The sequence below is a fragment of the Bacteroides sp. 41_26 genome, assembly GCF_949740115.1.
In the GTDB taxonomy this organism is placed as follows: domain Bacteria; phylum Bacteroidota; class Bacteroidia; order Bacteroidales; family Bacteroidaceae; genus Bacteroides; species Bacteroides nordii.
Window position 1 is genome coordinate 62,006 of sequence record NZ_CATJGZ010000086.1, and the last position, 18,865, is coordinate 80,870.

Sequence of the window (18,865 nt, forward strand, 5' to 3'; positions counted from 1 at the left end):
GGATGCATTTAAAAAAGAAGTTGTTAGTTCTCATTAATCTTTAATCCAACCTGGATATTTGAAATCGCAATTCTTCCAGTTTTCATCGATACGAACATACGTATGTTTCTGTTTTTCCAGAATCCACTTATGTAACATCTCCTCCCGGCGTTTAGCAATAACAATCTCTTTCAGGTTCTGATAATCTTCTGTAATCGTTGCTTTATGACCATTGATACGAGTTTTCAACTTTACAATAGCACAAATTTCTTTTCCATCTTTCTCGTTAACCATTGTAAATGCCTTCGAAATCTCACCCACGTTCAATTTATCTACCACCTTAGCCACGTCCTGTGGCAATTCCTGCATTTCAAACTTAGAAGTAGCCATGGCATCATTGGAATTAGTATTCACCATTAATCCATGATTGTTTCTTGTATCCTTATCATGAGAAAGTGCGGCGGCTGCATCATCAAAAGAGAACTTCCCGACACGAATATCATCAGCAATGGAGTCCAAACGTGCACAAGCCTCTATTAACTCCTTCTCGGAAACTTTGGGACGCAACAATATATGACGAGTATTCACACGGTCACCACGTTTTTCAATCAACTGAATAATGTGATAACCATATTCAGACTCTACAATCTTGGAAACTTTCTTAGGATCCTGCAAACCGAAAGCAACCGCTGCATAAGCCGGGTCCATCATACCTTTACCCATAAAATCGGTTTCACCGCCCCGCATAGCAGAGCCACGGTCTTCCGAGTACATACGAGCCAAAGTAGAAAATTCAGTTTCTCCCTTATTCACACGATCCGTATACTCACGCAACCTACTTTTTACATCTTCTATTTCAGTAATAGGAATTTTGGGCTGCAAAGTAACTATCTGCACCTCCACCTGAGTTGGTACATAAGGAATACTATCTTGTGGCAGATCTTTAAAGTAACGGCGCACTTCAGAAGGAGTCACTTTGATATCACCTACGAGTTTTTGTTGCATCTTTTGCACAGTAAGTCCTTCACGCGCATTTTCACGCAAGGTTTCACGTATCTGTGACGGAGTTTTATTCTGCTGTTCGAAGAAATACTCCTCCATTTTCTCTCTTGAACCCAACATCTGTATCCAGTGATTTGTCATAGCATCCACACGCTGGATAACCTCACTTTCGGGAACATCAATACTATCAAGACGCGCCTGATGCAAAAACAACTTTTGCACTGCTAACTCCTCCGGAATTACACAATAAGGATCACCATCTATTTTACGTCCTTCATACAGGGCGCTCAAACGTGCCTCTTCTACTTCCGATTTCAAAATAGCCTCATCACCTACGACCCAGACCACTTCATCAATCACGTTGTCCTGTCCGTATGCTACCACATTAGCAAGCATTACTAAGGCAAATAAAACAACAAATCTAAAGTTTACAAACTTCTTCATTCTTTGTATTTAATAATTATATATAATCTTTTTCCGATCTATGGCCCGCTTATACAAGTCATCTTTTACCTGACGCATAAAGTCAACCCGCTTTATATTAACAAGCATATCTTTTGCTTCAGGCATTGCAAATTCATAAGGTTCCTGCTCTCCTATCGCCCGATAATCACTGACGTTAAGAAAATAATAAAAAGCGGTATCTTTCAACTCCACATGCCGATTCTTGTTGATATATTCTTCCGGTGAATCTGTCTTTAAAGGAATCAAATCGAGGATATCTGCCAATGAAACCCATTTATCATAAAAGTATTCATACTTCACCGCATTCTGAAAGCTGTACTTCTCTAAATGTTCTACGGCTTCTTGTGCTTCGGATTTATACCACTTACGCACATTGGTAAGTTGTGGTGCTGTCAACGGAACTTTTATAAACAATCCTTTCACCAAAGGACGATCCAGTTTAAAAAGTTCTTTGTTTTTCTCGTAATATTCAGCAATTTCCTGTTCAGGGATATCTTTGGTAAGTCTCTGGTCGATTAATTCTTCTTGATAAGTATGCATAATCAATGCTTTACGATAATTCTCCACCAGACGGTCTATTTCTTCATTGTCAGGAATGTTATTCTGAGCCTTCTCATACAACAAAATATCCTCAGCCCAAGTGCGTATGTAATGTTCTGCGAAAAGCAAACTATCATCTTTAGTCAACCCGGCAGGAAGTACAGATTGAAGATCCTCTTTGTATAAAAAAGTTCCATTAACCTCCACCAGAGGTGTTCTTCCCCTATGATCATGCTTTTCAGCACATGATATACAGAAAAAAAGAGAAACCAGCAAGAGGCCCGTTATTCGCATTGTCAACTGAAATTATACTTATATTCAAGGTACGAAGATAATGCAATAATCGGTTATATCAGTGGTTATTAACTGTTTTTAAAACCTCTTGGTTAATTTCAACCTTACTTTCTTCGCGTAGACGCTTTATCCAAAGCGAATCAAGGAAGTTCTGATAATCGGCTGCAAGCGGCCCTCGCACTTCTGTATAGCTATCAGGACCTTTCCGTTTTTCACCAAAAACAGTAGTAAAAGGATAAGACTCCAGAGAATCAAAGCTTCCGGTTTTAAAAACCAGTTTATCTACATATTTATTATCACCTTTAGCAAACACGCCCCCTTCTACTTTTACAACTTCTACAGAATCATTAAAAGTTTTTGCTATTGTATCTGTCCATACTTCTTCAGGAAGCTTCCGGATTAATTTCTTAATCTGCTTAGCTGTTTTTTTATCGGCACAATGGACTACAACGCCCTTATAACGCGGTTCTTTCCATTTATAATTTGACTTATGAGAAGCAAAATAAGCTATCTGTCCGGGTTCATCGGCCACTGCGCGTTCCCAAACCTCACGATTGCTAATCTCAAACAGCAACATTCCTTCTTTATATTCCTGCATCAACAACCGGAAAGCGGGATATTTCTGTTCCAAACGCCCATTTTCGTAATCCAATACAGTTTTTAATACAAAAGCATCTACTTGTGTTTTAAGACCTCTCGGAAATGACGCAGCAAAACGTTTAAAATCCAAACCGGTATACGAGTGATTATCTAATGTAAAGAGCGCTTTTTCTGTTTCACCCTTAGACAACAGTTCTTTCATACCTTCACCGTCCACCTGGTAGTTATATTCTTTCTTTAATTTTTCTACCATTGACTCTGTTCCTTTGTCAACTCCGAATTTACGGGTAAGCCGACGGGCTATTTCTCCCTTTATTTCTTCAAACGGAGGCAACTCTTTGGTATCAAGAACTTTTGTTATATGCATACCCTGAGGAGTAAAAAAAGGTTTAGAAATTTCTCCTTTATTCAAAGAGAAAACAACATCTTCAAACTCTTCCGGTGTCTGAAGAAACCCTACCCAAAACGGTTTCTTATCATCTGAGAACTTTTCTACATAAGTTGCAAAGTCATCCGTATTCGGTGCAGCAGATAATACTTTATAAATTGAATCCATCCGAACCTCCGTTTCATTCAGATACGATTTTGATACAGTTTGAGGAAGATATTTAAAGATATGCATCACCTGTACATAACCAGCCCGGGATTTAGCACTCATTTCATCATAAAATTGACGCACATACGCTTCTTCGGCTTCTTCATCCGTCAAATAAGATTTCGCTAATTGCCTGCGATATCCTTCCAGCTCTTCCCGAAAAGTCCGGGTGGTATCAATGCCAGCAGCTTCAGCAGCTGCAACTTTCAACTTAAAGTTGACAAAAAGATCAACATACTCATCAAGTGTTTTTGACTCTTGTTCATTAAGAGAGTTATTCTTATTATAGATATACTCAAATTCAGAACGAGTTACATCTTTTCCGTTTATCCGCATCAATACAGGATCTTGCTGTGCAACAGCAGAAAGTCCCAACAGACAAGTTACTAATAAAACCAAGTTTCTTTTCATACAAAGCTTCGTTTATATACATACGTTCTATTAAACGCTGAAAGACTGGAAAAATTGTATTTAACGATAATAAAAAACAGGACTTCCTACAGAGTAAAACAGAGTCCCACAGAGTATTATTCTTTTTCTTACCATACGATAGTAGAAAAATAACTCTGTGAGACTCCGCATCAACTCGTGGTAAACTCAGTAGCTCCCACGTTATCGAGAATTATATTATTCCGGACGACTATAGTTAGGCGACTCGCTTGTAATTGTTACATCATGAGGATGACTTTCCATCACACCTGCATTGGTAATACGTGTAAATTTAGCATCATGTAACTTTTCAATATTCTGCGCACCACAATACCCCATACCTGCACGCAGACCACCAGTCAACTGATAAATCACTTCAAACAGTGTTCCTTTATAAGGTACACGTGCAGCAATACCTTCCGGAACAAGTTTCTTCACATCTGCTTCTCCACTCTGGAAATAACGGTCTTTCGATCCGTTTTCCATCGCTTCTAAAGAGCCCATGCCACGATATGACTTAAATTTACGTCCATTAAAAATAATAGTTTCACCCGGACTTTCTTCTGTACCGGCAACCAGAGAACCGATCATTACAGAATATCCTCCGGCTGCAAGTGCTTTTACAACATCACCTGAGTAACGAAGCCCGCCATCTGCAATCAAAGGAACACCTGTACCTTTCAAAGCTTTTGCTACATCATAGACAGCAGATAATTGAGGTACACCCACACCGGCCACTACGCGTGTTGTACAAATAGAGCCTGGTCCGATACCAACCTTTACACCATCAGCACCAGCTTCGACCAATGCTTTAGCAGCTTCTCCGGTAGCAATATTACCTACTACAATATCAATATTAGGAAAACGACTCTTTGCCTCCTTCAATTTTTCAATTACAAATTTAGAATGTCCATGAGCTGTATCAATAACAATAGCATCCACTCCGGCATCCACCAAAGCCTGCATACGTTCCATCGTATCGGCAGTCACTCCTACACCGGCAGCTACACGCAAACGCCCCTTAGAATCTTTACAAGCCATCGGTTTATCTTTTGCCTTGGTGATATCTTTGTATGTTACCAATCCAATCAGTTTGTTATCCTTATCAACTACCGGTAGCTTTTCTATCTTATATTTTTGCAGGATTTGTGCAGCAGCTTCCAAATCAGTAGACTGATTAGTAGTTACCAGCCTGTCTTTTGTCATTACTTCATCGATATGTTTATCCATATCACGTTCAAAACGAAGGTCACGGTTGGTAACAATACCAACCAGATATCTGTTATCATCCACTACCGGAATACCACCAATCTTATATTCAGCCATCAAAGCAAGCGCATCACGCACGGTGGAGCCTTTTTTGATAGTTACCGGATCATAAATCATACCATTTTCAGCACGCTTCACAGTGGCCACCTGCTTAGCCTGATCTTTTATCGGCATATTTTTATGAATAACACCAATTCCTCCTTCACGAGCTATGGCAATAGCCATTTTAGCCTCAGTAACCGTATCCATGGCGGCAGTAACAAAAGGAATTTTTAACTCAATATTTCTTGAAAACTTTGTCGAGAGCTCGACAGTGCGCGGTAAAACTTCTGAATAGGCAGGGATTAACAAAACGTCATCATACGTTAATCCATCCATTACAATCTTATCAGCAATAAATGACATAGGGCTATGCGTTTAAAATTTATTGCGTGCAAATATACGGTTTTTATTCAATACAGACAAAAATAGAAATAAAAAAATCCCCCTGCCAGAAGGCAAGAGGATTCTTTATAATATAACCAGACAAACGATTAACGAACAATCAGCTTAGCAACTGCATTTTTACCATCAGCATATACCCTGACAAAGTAAACCCCTGCTGTAATACCTTTCAGATTTACAGAAAACATAGTTGACGTTGTATATTCTTTATAAATAACTACACCTGCCATATTAATAACTTCAACCAAAGCACCATTGGTAGCCAGTTCACCTAAAGTAACCCAGAAGTTTCCGTCATTCGGATTAGGACAAACAATAATCTTATCAGAAGATTCGGTTGATTCGATTCCTGTAATCAACGAAGTACCCAGATTGAAACCATCTACAGTGAACGGGAAGAGAACAGTATAAGTTTTACCCGCTTCAATAGCTGTATTAGTCAACGTATAGGTATAAGTATATGTACCATCCCCATTATCTGTTTTGACCTTGGCCGGAGTAAATCCAATTCTGTTTCCTTCATAATAAACGAAGAAGTTTCCACTAAAATATGCCTCTTTAGTAAGAATAGTAAATTCCAGTTTATCATCTGTGGTAGTGATAGAATAAACATATCCTTCCAGAGTAGCTGCAGTTGTTACATTTCCGGCACCCAATGCATAATATTCTCCAGCCTTAGCAACAAACGGAGTTTCCAAATCATCGCCCTGAGCTTTCTTTCTTACAATTAATGAATAATCATAATCCTGATCTTCCGGCTTATCCTTTGATATAATAGCGCATATTTTTACAACTTGGTCTTTTACCAGATTTAGTGTTGTATACGCTCTTCCATACATAAAGTCTTTCACTTCTGCGGCTGTAGCTTTTGTACTACAATCATTAATCTTATAAGATACACCAGCACCTTGTCCCAATGAACTTACCAGGTAGTATTCGCCAATTTCAGGAGCAACAAATTCATACCATGTCTCACTGGCAACATCTTTGCATATCACAGTTTTATCAAAATCAATACTGATGGCTTTGTCACAAGATTCGCCTTCACCTGCTGCAGTAAACTTAGTTTTGATTACAATATCTGCTCCTTCTTCATTCTTAAACTGATAAACAGTAAACCGATATGTTTCGCCTTTGATTACAGAATAACGGTAAGTAAGCCTTCCCATCAATTCTTCAAACGACAATTTATCCTGTGTAGTACCACATTCTTTTACTATGCCACATGACCAGTGATCTCTAACCCATATTTTATCTTCCACTTCAAATTCTACAGTACCATCATCAGGAGCGGTAAATAGATACCATTCTTCCCGAGCGTCCCGGTTCTTCATTACAATATCTTCATCCAGATTAAACGGTCTCGGATAATCGCAATAATCTCCTAATGGAATATTCTCATCTTCAACAACTGTGAATGTAGCCTTATCTGTACTTGATGCCACAAATCTCATTCTATACTCTTCGCCTGCATTTACTCTCACTATACAGCTTGTAGAACCATAATTAGCAATATTCGTTGTACCGGAATTCAAAGTTATCATAGTCAATGCATCTTCCGGATAAGTAAGTTTCAACATACAATCCTGAGTAGCAATATACTTAAACCAATAATTACGTTTTTCACCACCATATTCGTTATCACCTAATTTAGCATTTAACGGATTGACTTTCGCCTCACCTGGTTTAGGATCACGCTGTACTAATTTAATAGCATCTTCAACAGCCTTAGCACTGTTCACACAGATAAGATAATTAGTTCTGGTAACATCCATTTCAAAGTATGATTTAGCACTGGCTGCCACTTCATCTATCACAGGCTCGGCATCTGAACAATCCACATAATAACTGATCGTTCCTGTCCAACCTTTATTAGAAGCCAGTTCCAACAAATTAAATGCACTATCTTCGCTCTTTGTTATAGTATAGTTATACCAGGTAGATCCTGCTTTTACAGAAAGAGCCGAAGTCGTAGAAGTGATATTAATAGGTATAATACAATCATTGCCTTCTTCAACTTCCGTAAGCTTCAAAGTTGCTTTTGTTGGACGATTATTAGTAGTTACTACATAATAAGTAGTATTGGCTTTTACTGCAAATTTATGGCTATTATTATTTTCATCTTGTACAACCATCATCGGCTTATAATCCACAGCCCCTATTTTATCTTCTCCTTCATATACAAACAATACATACTGCTCAATATCTATATTGGCAAGCCCTGTTATCGGTGCTGTAAATTGCAACCATGACATTTCCGAATAACTTGCAAAATCAGGAAAATCGTCTACATTGGTATTCTCGTTTACAGGAATAATTGTCTCTACATCCGGTTGCAAGTTGACTGCATTCTCAAAAGTTGCCCCCGGAAGGAAAAAACCTGATACTGGTACAACCAAACTGCTAATTGAAAATTGACGAGGAAACTCTGCACCTTGTCCTTCTAAGAACTCAGTAGAAGTCACAGTAAATTTCAGCACATCGCCTTCCATCAGCTTTATAGCCGAATAACCACCTACCAGATTATCATAAGCCTCCCACTCTAATACGAGATCAGGTTCTCCAACTACTCCACCTGCAAATTTCACATCATAAGCCTCAGCTTTAGAAAAGAGATAGAACATTCCATTTTGAGTAGCTGTATAACTGAATGTTTTAGAAGTAGCCACATCGTTTAAAGTAATAGCCATAGTAGTTCCATCCCAAGGTTCAGCAGGAGTATCATCATCACCGTTACCATCACCCAGTTCAAGCGGGAAAGTTACAGGATATGACTCTTCCTCTGCTGCGGTTATTGTTAATGTAATAACCCGGTCTTTAACAGCATCTACTGTTAACGTTGCGCCAGCCCAATCGTAAAGTCCCTCAGACCATGCTGCAGAACTCTGTCCTTCCCAAGTAGCCTTTATTTTTACTGCATAACTTTTTGTATCACACTTAAAAGTACATTGCTTTGATTCAGTAGGAGTAAATGTTAAAGTCATTGCATCATCAGCTCCTGTAATAGTAATATCTTTCTTTGTACCATCCCAGGCAGTATCATCCCCACTGTCTTTAACCAATTCCATTGGCACTATTATAGGGAAAAATTCTTCTCCATCAGTTACAACTGTCAACTTAATAACTTCATTAGCTTTAGCCTCAATGCTGACTGTTGCACCAAACCAACCATGAAGTGCATCAGACCACTCGGTCACCTCTCCACATACAGCTTTAATTTTTATCCCAAACTCTTGGGTATCGCTCTTAAAAGTATAAGTTTTAGCTTCAGGAGCTGTAAACTCTAAATTTATTTCATCCTCCCCGGATTCAAATCTGATAGTTCTCCACGAACCATCCCACGCCTCCGCCTTTACGGTAGATGTAGCCACTGCCATAATGTTCATCATGACAAACATTAGCAAAAAGTAGTAGTTCTTTTTTCTCATGTTACACTAAATTTTAATTAATTACTAAGTTTATTTATAAGAAAATTCTTGTTTCAAAGTCATCGTACCCTCCGGCCAATAATCATTAAAGTAGCCTTTGATGACACGCTCGGCAAAAGTCCAGTTTCCTTGCACATCCAGCTCATAAGCGTTCAAATGGACAGATGCCATATTTTCCTCGTTATCGCTCTTAGTGGCAGAGAGTAGAAAACCCTCTTCTGTATATGCATACACAGTTCTTTCTTGCACCAATCCGGCTTCATAAGCAACTTCCTTTACCTGTAACCAGGGAGAAGCATAAATCAATGATTGCTTCTGAACCATATCGGGATCATCATTGGTACGGACGGAAATTGTCATTCCAAGCAATAACCCTTTCTCTCCGAAAGCATAGACCGTTTCTTCATGCTGAAGTACCTCGTCACCTCTGATCAGCTGTTTGGTACACATTGACGGGTAAGAGTTCCGAAACAAGTACTCTGTTCGGGTAATCCCCATCCAGCTGTCAGTCTCGCAAACAGCTTTCTCTCCATCAAATTCGTATTTGAAGCCATTATCACCTTCTACCGCGACCAATCCTTTCAGCAAGAAGAGAGGTAAACCAGCAAATGATAAAGGAAAAGGTACGTATACAGCATGAGTGCCGTATTTCAATTCATAAACGACGGAAGTGCCTCCCAACTCTGTTTCGGTAACTACCGCCAGCCTCCCGGCAGAATCATATCCATAAGAATACCTCATAGCATCACCGGCAGTAATCCATCCTCTCGTTAAGCCGGATACTACATCAGTAAATTCATTGATTGGATTATAGATTAGCAAGTGCCCTCGTTTGTCGAACAGATATTTCTTGGTTACATTGAATACTGCCAAGTCGTCGTCCGTGCTCTCTTCTGACACCTGTACATAGAGTGGATTTCCCTTAAAATTGAACAAGCTCTGATGAGTAGCCTCCCACACAACAGTTGCTTCACCATATTGCTTTTCATATGGAGTAACCGGTTGCACAATAGGGTCGTCGTCCTTACAAGCAGTAAAGACCGCACATATACAGCCTAATAGTATGGTAATAGTACAGTTTAAAGTCTTCATTCTTATTCATATATTAAAATAACTCTCTATAAAGTTGTTTCGGAAGGCCTATGGCTTCACAACGGCAGCCTTCCTAACAACTTTCTTTAAGAGAGAGTTATTTATTATTAAGCAGATAGTCCGCGTTTACTTCATAACCTTTCATTACTGCATCATATTCTTCCTGTGTCATAAACAGGAATCTCAGATTAGGTAGATTACTCCGATCTATATCAGTAGCTTTCAATCCACAATTAATCAAGCTCAACATCAATAGATTATCACTTTTCATAGCAGGAAACAACGGCAATTTATTACCATCTAATATCAGCGAATGCAGATTAGGCATCTTCTCTAATTCTTCTTTCGTCACAGATTGGATTTGATTATCAGCCATAGACAATAGTTGCATATTCTCATGCTGTACCTCTTTAGGTATAGAAGTAAAAGAACATCCATCCAATAACATGCCACGCAGATATTTACGGGTTCGGTTTCCTTCTTCACCAATTACCGTATTGGCAATGGAAGGAGGCAACGATTTCAGGTTCTTGTTGTTGCGCATATCCAACGTTGATATTTTGTACAGCTGGTCAAAGACATCGGGAAGTTCACTAATTTCAGTATTCATAAAACGCAAGCTGACCAATTCCGTCAGATTGACAATGCTAGCCGGTATTTCGCTTACCTTTTCATTAACCACGTCAATGGTTCTCAGTGTCTTAATCTCACCTATCGATTCTGGAAGTTCCGTCACTTTATTGTTTATCAGTGTCAGGTCATTCAGCTTTTTCATATCCCGGAAAGACTTTGGAAAGGTGCTAAAATTAGTATTCTCAATATAAATAGAAGCAATCCTCGATTCACCCATATTATCGGGAAGTTCTTCCAGATCGCAATTACTGATATGCAGTCCCGTCATACTCGGGAAGTTGATGATCGCCCGGGACAGTTTTTTCATATGTTTGAATTCAGGCAAATTCCCGTCGCCGTCAATATCCAAATCGGTAATATAAAGCAGATTTCCATAATCATCTGTCTCAAACGAGAGTCCGGCCCAGGTATCCAGAGTTTCTTCCACATCCCAAGAAGGTGGCCACTTACTTCTATCATCCCCCAATACCTCTTTACAAATAGCAAAAAGCACGTTGGTATAGTTGTTAGTAGGATCAACAACTGTTTTTACCTTCACCGGTAAAATATATTCCTGCAGTTCTCCTACTTTCACATCAAACTCATTATCTTCTGTCAAAGTAATATCCAGATTTTCAATTAAATTAGCATCCTTACCAAAAGCCCGATAACTTAAAAGCTTATAATGTCCTTCCTCTAATCTTACTTTTTCAGTAGACAATAATTCAGTGTTTCCCGTAAGCGGGCAACTGGGTAGTTCTATTTTTACCCCGTCTTTCTCTAACACAATCTTTACGGTAGCAATATCATCCAGATCGGCCAATGTATAGGTTGTTATCTTGGTAAACTGGAAACAAATTTCTCCCTGATTGGGCAACAAAGCATCCTTATCATCCTCTTTACAAGCCGAAATTAAGACCAGTAAAAAACAAGCTGTCCAGACAATCGCCAGTATATTCTTAATCTTCCTCATAATCATTTTAGTTTTAATCATCTATTTCACCCCAGTTTCCATCCAATGAAAGCTTGGGATATTGTTTCTTACTTGCATCATAATAGTGAAACCATCTAAAGGTGCGATCAAACGAAGATGGAGTCAGAGCCGTGTTGTTCGTATTCTCTTCCCAATCAGGACACGGAGTTTCTATGAAATCCGGTTCATTATCGAAACCAACACGCCGGTTCTTACTATCCCTGCCATTGTAAGTCTGGTTAAAGACTAATGTATAGGGGTCCCAACATTTCAATCGTTTATGCTTCAATATCCACTCGGGAATCATACCCGACAGATAATTCAGATTCAATGACAAAGCCCTTAATTGCGGCATCACATCAGCTACGCCTTCCATAGCTGGAATAGAGCCTTCAAAATAGTTGTATGACAGGTGAATATAAGCCACCCGTTTCAACCGGAATAAACGATCCGGAAGTTCACCACCCAAGCCAATGCTGTCTTTTTTGTTCGTAAAAAGATTACTACCAGCTTCGTAATGACGACAATTACTCAAGTTCACATAAAGCAAACTATCCTTATCCAAAGCCTCAATAATATCCATCGGAAATTCCTGTAAAGGATTGCCGGTCATTTCCAGTTCCTTCAATTTCTTCAGATTAGTCATCCGGGCAGGAAGTGAATTAATTCCATAGCCTATAAAGGCAAGGTTCTCCAAACTATCCAGATAGGTCACGTCATCCTCCAGCTTAATAGACTTGCGATAACTATTTTCATTACCCGTAAAAACCAATGTTTTCAACTGATTTAAATAACGAATCTGGAAAGGAATACTATTATCCGTATTAAATATATAAAAGTTTACCCCAACGACACGCAGTTCGGTTGTATCCCGTACAAAATCACCATCCACATATTTATAGTCAACCTCTTCCGTCTTTACATTATTCCAGTAAATCATCGGTTGACTTACGTCCCATACAGTATAACACTTCATCATGCGGCTGATAGCCAATAAGGCAAGTGAATCTCCCCGACGTGACGGAACTATTCTTTCTGATTTCTTCTGACGGAAAGTGAATGTTTTTTCTATAGGTATTTCACCCTCTTTTGCATCTGTCTGGCGAAACGTAAATTTAGCCACCCGATCCGCATCCGACTGTGTGTAAATGTCGAAATCGAAACGTACCTTATCCGGACGAGGTACTGAAGCGACCTTTTTCTCCGGAACACTCACACGTACCCATTTCTGGGCAGCATCAACCGGTATTACTTCATACTTAACATTTGAAGTAACATTCAACTCAGTAAACATCTTTTCGTAATCTACAAAATCCTCTACTTCAACCTCCTCTTTATCCAACTTTATGATTTTCTCATAACCATACTGGAACACCTTTACCTGAGAGGCTTTGGAACCGGAACGGAATGTAATAACCGCTTCCCGTTCTTTATACAAATAGCTGGTATCTACACGCAATTCACAAATCGTGGAAGCATTGCCATTGGCAGGTGATACCATGCACCACTCTGCATTCGATTCTACATACCAATCCTGATCTGCGGACAGATTGACAGCATATGTATCACCACAATCAGGAACAACAAACTCTGATTCTTCTTCGCTTACTCCAAAAAAAGAAGACTGAATATCGTCATCGTCCTTGCAAGAGAAGAGAGCAACTATCCCCAGGCTGATTAACAGGAAAACCTGGATATTTCTATTTTTATATCTGATTGATTTCATCTTCTTTGTCATTAGTTGTTAACATTTGTAATATCCTGAGTCTCATCATAAACCAGTAGGAATGAGCCATCATTCATACGAGCAATAATCGCTGAGGGAACAGTCATCTTGATATTCGGATTATCCGAAACATCAAACTTATTAAGATTGTCCGGGAAAGTTTGTATCATACGCAGGTCATTACCGGAAACCTCCAACACCTTCAAAGCCATGTGCTGATCCAAACCTGTGGGCCACTCAACCAATGTACGTTTGAATTTCTTCTGAGCGGCATCGGTATAATATCCCTGAGAATTAAGAATCAACTGATTGAGGCTATTCACATATAAGATATTGACAGGGAATGCAACAAAACGATTCTGGCTCAAATCTATTCCGGAGAAGTGAGGCAGATATTCCGAATTGAATTCATTCGGCATAGATTTTATCTTATTACCTGCCAGTTCCAATGCCTCCAGTGCTTTCAGGTTCTTAAACGACTCAAATGAAACCTCCGTTATTTCATTATAAGACAGACGAAGGAAGTTAATCACCGACGAATGTTGGGAGAATTCGACTGGCAACTTGGCAAATCTGTTAGAACATAGATTAAGCTTCTCTGCACGTACCCCTTTAAAACCTGGTTCAAAACCATCAATCTGGTTGACAGACAGGTCTATCTCCTCAATGGAATATTTACCATCATTTTTCATGTTAGACAACAATACCGGAAACTTCTTCAACTTATTACAAGAAGCCGAGAATAGCTCTAAATCATTTGTAATACAGAAATTATTAGGAATTGGATTACTTCCGGCTCCCAGAGCTTCATTTCCCAGTTCATTGCAATCAACCATAAACTGAACAGGAGATATATTGCCAAGGGGAGGAAGTTCAACCAACTTGTTATAAGCCAAGTCGAGCATTCCCAGTTTTTTCATATTACGAATACTGAATGGCAATTTTGTTAACTTATTATCATTCAGATACAACAGTTGAACCGTCCCCTGTGATTTTCCATTCGTAAAGAAGTCATCCAGATTCTTATAAGTCGATTCTAAATCAAGATTCCCATTCATGGAAAAGTTTAAAGAAATCAGATTGGGCAATTGTTTCAACTGTTCCGGAAAGGTAGTCATCCGGCTGTTATAGATTTCAAGATCTGTAAGATTTTCCAGTTTGCCAAATGATTCCGGTAACTCTTCTATATAGCCATTTGCTATGTAAACCATAGTCAATGTACCTGCCAGCTCGCCGATACGTTCAGAAATACCTGTAATACGGTTTGACATGGAACCTTTATTCTTACCAGCATATTTGGTATATACGACAGGACGTACATTTCTGCTTTCATACTTTAATTTTGAAGCTACCTGAAGCTGCGCCCTTCTCAAAACAAACCTTTCACGTGCAATGTCCATACGATGTGCACGTACATCCACTCCTTCACGGGCAAGCAAGTAAGAGCTAAGAATACCTTCCATCCCTTCATCTCCAACAATAGCACCTGTCTCATCATGATTTCCAAGATACAACATTTCGAGCTGAGTTAAATCTCCGATAGCATCGGGTACAAAACCTTTAGGATTGAAACTTCCCAAATTCAAAGAAGTAACCCTGCCATTACTGCCAAGCCCTACCCCTGGCTGATCTCCCCACATGTCGATAGGACGCGGGGTACCGTCGGCAAACTTAAACACCCAGTTTGAACCTATATTATAACCTTCACCGTTCCATGACCACTCTTCACCACCCATTGCCTTCCATATGTTATACAAAGCAATGTAATCACGAATCGCTGCCGTCTCATATAGTTTCACATCTACCGTATCACGTAAAAGCTTAAAATGTTCAATCTTTACATTCTGCTCTTTGTCCATTGCATAGATCAGCTCCTTGTTTTTATTATACAATTTATAATGAGACAGAACATAATCTCCCTGTTTCATCTGAATCGTATCGGTAGAAAACAGCTGAGCTTTCTTTTCCTTTTTTGCCTTTACCGGATAGCTCTCAATATAACTAATGCCATTATTTGAATACTTGAATGTGAACACTGCCGAAGCAATGTCTTCATATTTCACCCTACTGTTATCAACAGTGGCGCGGGAAAGAGGAGACTCAATAGCCGACAAATCTTTTCCAAATACCGCTGCATATTTACCATACAAAACAGCTTCCAATGCAAAGTCAACCTCTGTCAGACGATCATTCTCTATCCGGAAACGAACCTCCTCGTCAGGCGTCCCCGACTGTAAGATTTCAGCTTGTCCGTCTACCACCTCATCTCCATAAACAACAAAATAAGTGATCTTATAGGTACCGGGCATCAACTGCACCGGTACAGTAGATAATCCAAATTCAGCACCTTCCTCACTGACAGACTTCGGCATCAATGCCATACTGAAAGATTGATTATCGGCAGACGTCAAGGTAACCTGAATCTTACGTACATCTTTCAGATAGCTGAGTTCCTTTCCGCTATCCAGCGCGCGGGAGTCCGCACCCTTCTTATGCAACTGAAGCTGCATATATCCGTAACCTTCCTGAGAAGCGGCTATTTCATCATCAGAACAACTTCCGGCCAAAACAAGTCCCAGAAAAGCAACAAACACCCCTAATATTTGATATAATAACTTCATTATTAACAGTATATTTAATTATTGAAATGGTTGTTTAATATAAAAAGTAAACATCGTAAAGGTATTGTCACTACCATCTTCCGGATTAATACCTCTAAATGCCTTGAACTCAATCTTGATTACACGATCCCGTTTATCCTTGTTTTTTCCTACGGCAAGTACGAACTTCGTTAAATCGACCACTCCATCTTTCATTTTAAACTCAATATTTACATCATTAGGAACAAAAGTACGTGGGTTCTCAACTCCTGTTACGACTTCTGTCACATCTAACCGGGATGTAAAAATTTTCACTGCATCAGAAAGCATATCAAAAGATTTGGTTTCACCTGCTGCCGGAAAGGTGATTGTTGCTCCATTTTCAATACCGGTTACGCTCATCTTATACTCCAGAAAAGCATTTTTTTGCCGTATATATGACCCTATATACTGACTCTTCAAAGTAGTAGAAACCGGATCTTCAAACAAATCATCAAAACTTACCGAATTGGGAACAATAAACAGGTAAGCCTCTCTATCTTCTCCCATCGAAGTAATCTTATTCATATCATCTTCGTCACCACGCTGATTGGCTGCCAGATAAAGTTCTTTTGTGTATACCCCATTGGATGTCTTATCTTTGGAAGAATCGCCTATATGCAGAGTAGCCCAATGAACAGCTGTCCGTTCAAGTGCACCGTTCACACATTTACATAAAAGTAACTTGAATGGTGCATCGGTTACATCTGTATAATTTTTACCTGTTTCAATCATAAATGGCAATTCGAGTATCCGTGCCGTACCAGGTATCGGATCAAATGCAAAATCATTTCCATACGGGTCAAATGCCGGAAACTCAAAATTATGATTAATATAATCATCACTAATTCCGGCAAAGTGGATCGGAATAGTAATCAGTTGCTTGGAACGAATATCCGATAATATAATCACATCTTCTTTTTCTGACGCAGGAATCATACCGTCAGCTATGCGCACTTCTACATATAAAGGATTCGTAGCCAACGTTCCCGATACAGTAATATTAGTAGGCTGAGGAGTAGACAGCCATTCTGGCAATTCCAATTTCCACTGGATATTTGAAGAAACATACAGAGGGGCCATATAGACTCCAGGGGTAGCGGGATCTATCAACAATTCCAACTTTTCAACTGCAGCGTCCATTTCTTCTGTCAGATAAGCTTTACATTCAGCTGTAGCTTTCACTGAAATATATTTTAGAGTAGTACCAGCCTTAATATTGAACCCACCCTCCAGAACCATTGATTCAAAATCGGTAAACAGTACTTTCACTTCTAACTTCTTAGTAGTAATCTGGTCAGACTGATGTTCGTCTATAAAAGAGAAAAGTATTCCACTGGTTGCATCAACCAGCTCCCAAGCTTGATCAGAACTTACAGTCAACGTATCTACAAAGTACTCTCCAACATTATCTGCCTCTAAAACCAAGCTTTCTGTGTCAACCACGAGACTGGCCCCTTTGCCCAATTGAGAGATCTTCACTACATATACCGTTTCATCTCCAACAACTGATATACGGAGTTCCGCTGTACGTACCTGTGCTTCCAGGTTTGTTCTCAAAGGTTGTATGGTAATTTCCGCTTTGCCTTTACTTCCTTTAGTTTGTGAAGCCGAGAAAAACACACTGCCACCTTCCGAAAAAGAAGCCGTCCATTCATTTCCTGCTTCAAAAGAGAAGGTTGTCTCCTGTTCTCCTTTTTCACTTACAAAAACTATATCTTCAACATCAAACGTTGTTTTTCCCTGCACCTCCGGTGATTCTTCCTTATCATCCGAGCAGGCTACAATGGCAAAGGTCATTACGAGTAACGCCCAATAGCCCAACCGATTTTTCAAATGGGTAATTGTATTCATATTTTCTTTCTTTTAATCGATTATTTCTTCAATGAATATCCCTTAGGCTGTACTTTAATGTCATAAGGAGGAGTAATACCGTTCTTTTCTGCTTCAGCCTCATAAGGGCTAATCCACTCAAATATATACAGGTACGTTCCAAATGAACCCACTTTAGGAAGGAATATATTCAAATAGAGAACTACTCCTCTATCTGCTGTTATGAAAAAGCTCGGATTACTTGCCACCGATTGTGCAAAAACTAATCCATATCCTGCGTCAAGAAACGCTTCCTGTTCCACAACAGTTACTCCATCATTCATCGGTTCCTCATCCGACGCATTAAATTTGACCTTTAAATCATAACTGTCGTCAAAGGGTGCCTTGATAAGTATAGTATGATCGTCTACTTTCTCGCTTTTCACTAAAAAACTCTTTGAGTCCTCACTGAATGGGAATGTACATGTCATACGCAGATCACCTATGTAATCATTTATATTAAACGGATAGCATTTAAATAAAAAAATATTTGTCTTATTCCCATACAGGCTCATCGTTTCATTCTTATCGTTGATCAGTTTCAAAGTCACTGCCAGGCTATCTGTACGATTCATATTATCAAAATACCCCTTTATCGTTACAGTTCCTGTCCGCTCACCCGATTTTATCAAAACATTCTTATTCAAAAGCTCAAAATGATATCCTTCAATGGCATTCGTATGATCTACATCTACACTAACCACATAATTCCGGTCATAATCCGTTGCCTGAGTGGCAGCAACCACAACATCAAAAGTTCTTTCCGAATTCACCGTCACAGGCATTACCATGGCAGAATCGGTAAACATGACATACGAAGCATCTGAATAAAGCACCTCTTTACTGTCACAACCTACCAGTAGAATTGCAAACAGTGTACATAAACTATATATACTTTTCTTCATA

At 39.3% G+C, this 18,865-nt stretch carries 11 protein-coding genes; all 11 read right to left on the bottom strand.

Annotated elements, in window-relative coordinates:
• Positions 1–33: 33 nt before the first annotated feature.
• Positions 34–1,425, bottom strand: a complete 1,392-nt coding sequence (locus tag QX565_RS12865) for a peptidylprolyl isomerase (RefSeq protein WP_002562350.1) — start codon at positions 1,423–1,425, stop codon at positions 34–36.
• A 9-nt stretch (positions 1,426–1,434) separates the two neighbouring features.
• On the bottom strand, positions 1,435–2,280 hold the full coding sequence (locus QX565_RS12870) for a peptidylprolyl isomerase (protein WP_221649778.1): 846 nt from the start codon (positions 2,278–2,280) through the stop codon (positions 1,435–1,437).
• A 58-nt stretch (positions 2,281–2,338) separates the two neighbouring features.
• Positions 2,339–3,886, bottom strand: a complete 1,548-nt coding sequence (locus tag QX565_RS12875) for a peptidylprolyl isomerase (RefSeq protein ID WP_289292951.1) — start codon at positions 3,884–3,886, stop codon at positions 2,339–2,341.
• 216 nt (positions 3,887–4,102) lie between these two features.
• Complete coding sequence (gene guaB / locus QX565_RS12880; protein WP_221649780.1) at positions 4,103–5,578, bottom strand: IMP dehydrogenase; 1,476 nt, start codon at positions 5,576–5,578, stop codon at positions 4,103–4,105.
• 128 nt (positions 5,579–5,706) lie between these two features.
• Positions 5,707–9,045: a T9SS type A sorting domain-containing protein gene (locus QX565_RS12885; RefSeq protein ID WP_289292952.1), complete on the bottom strand. Its 3,339-nt coding sequence runs from the start codon at positions 9,043–9,045 to the stop codon at positions 5,707–5,709.
• 30 nt (positions 9,046–9,075) lie between these two features.
• Positions 9,076–10,137, bottom strand: coding sequence for a hypothetical protein (locus QX565_RS12890; protein WP_221649782.1), 1,062 nt, complete (start codon positions 10,135–10,137; stop codon positions 9,076–9,078).
• Positions 10,138–10,234: 97 nt separating this feature from the next.
• The gene (locus tag QX565_RS12895) at positions 10,235–11,722 is read right to left on the bottom strand and encodes a leucine-rich repeat domain-containing protein (protein ID WP_221649783.1); all 1,488 of its coding nucleotides are present in this window, start codon (positions 11,720–11,722) and stop codon (positions 10,235–10,237) included.
• Positions 11,723–11,735: 13 nt separating this feature from the next.
• Positions 11,736–13,448, bottom strand: a complete 1,713-nt coding sequence (locus QX565_RS12900) for a BACON domain-containing protein (RefSeq protein ID WP_221649784.1) — start codon at positions 13,446–13,448, stop codon at positions 11,736–11,738.
• 11 nt (positions 13,449–13,459) lie between these two features.
• Positions 13,460–16,069 (bottom strand): DUF4458 domain-containing protein, encoded by a 2,610-nt coding sequence (locus QX565_RS12905; RefSeq protein WP_289292953.1) that lies wholly within the window; start codon positions 16,067–16,069, stop codon positions 13,460–13,462.
• A gap of 18 nt (positions 16,070–16,087) precedes the next feature.
• Positions 16,088–17,941 (bottom strand): hypothetical protein, encoded by a 1,854-nt coding sequence (locus QX565_RS12910; protein WP_289292954.1) that lies wholly within the window; start codon positions 17,939–17,941, stop codon positions 16,088–16,090.
• 20 nt (positions 17,942–17,961) lie between these two features.
• Positions 17,962–18,864: a DUF4984 domain-containing protein gene (locus tag QX565_RS12915; RefSeq protein ID WP_289292955.1), complete on the bottom strand. Its 903-nt coding sequence runs from the start codon at positions 18,862–18,864 to the stop codon at positions 17,962–17,964.
• Between the last annotated feature and the right edge of the window lies 1 nt (position 18,865).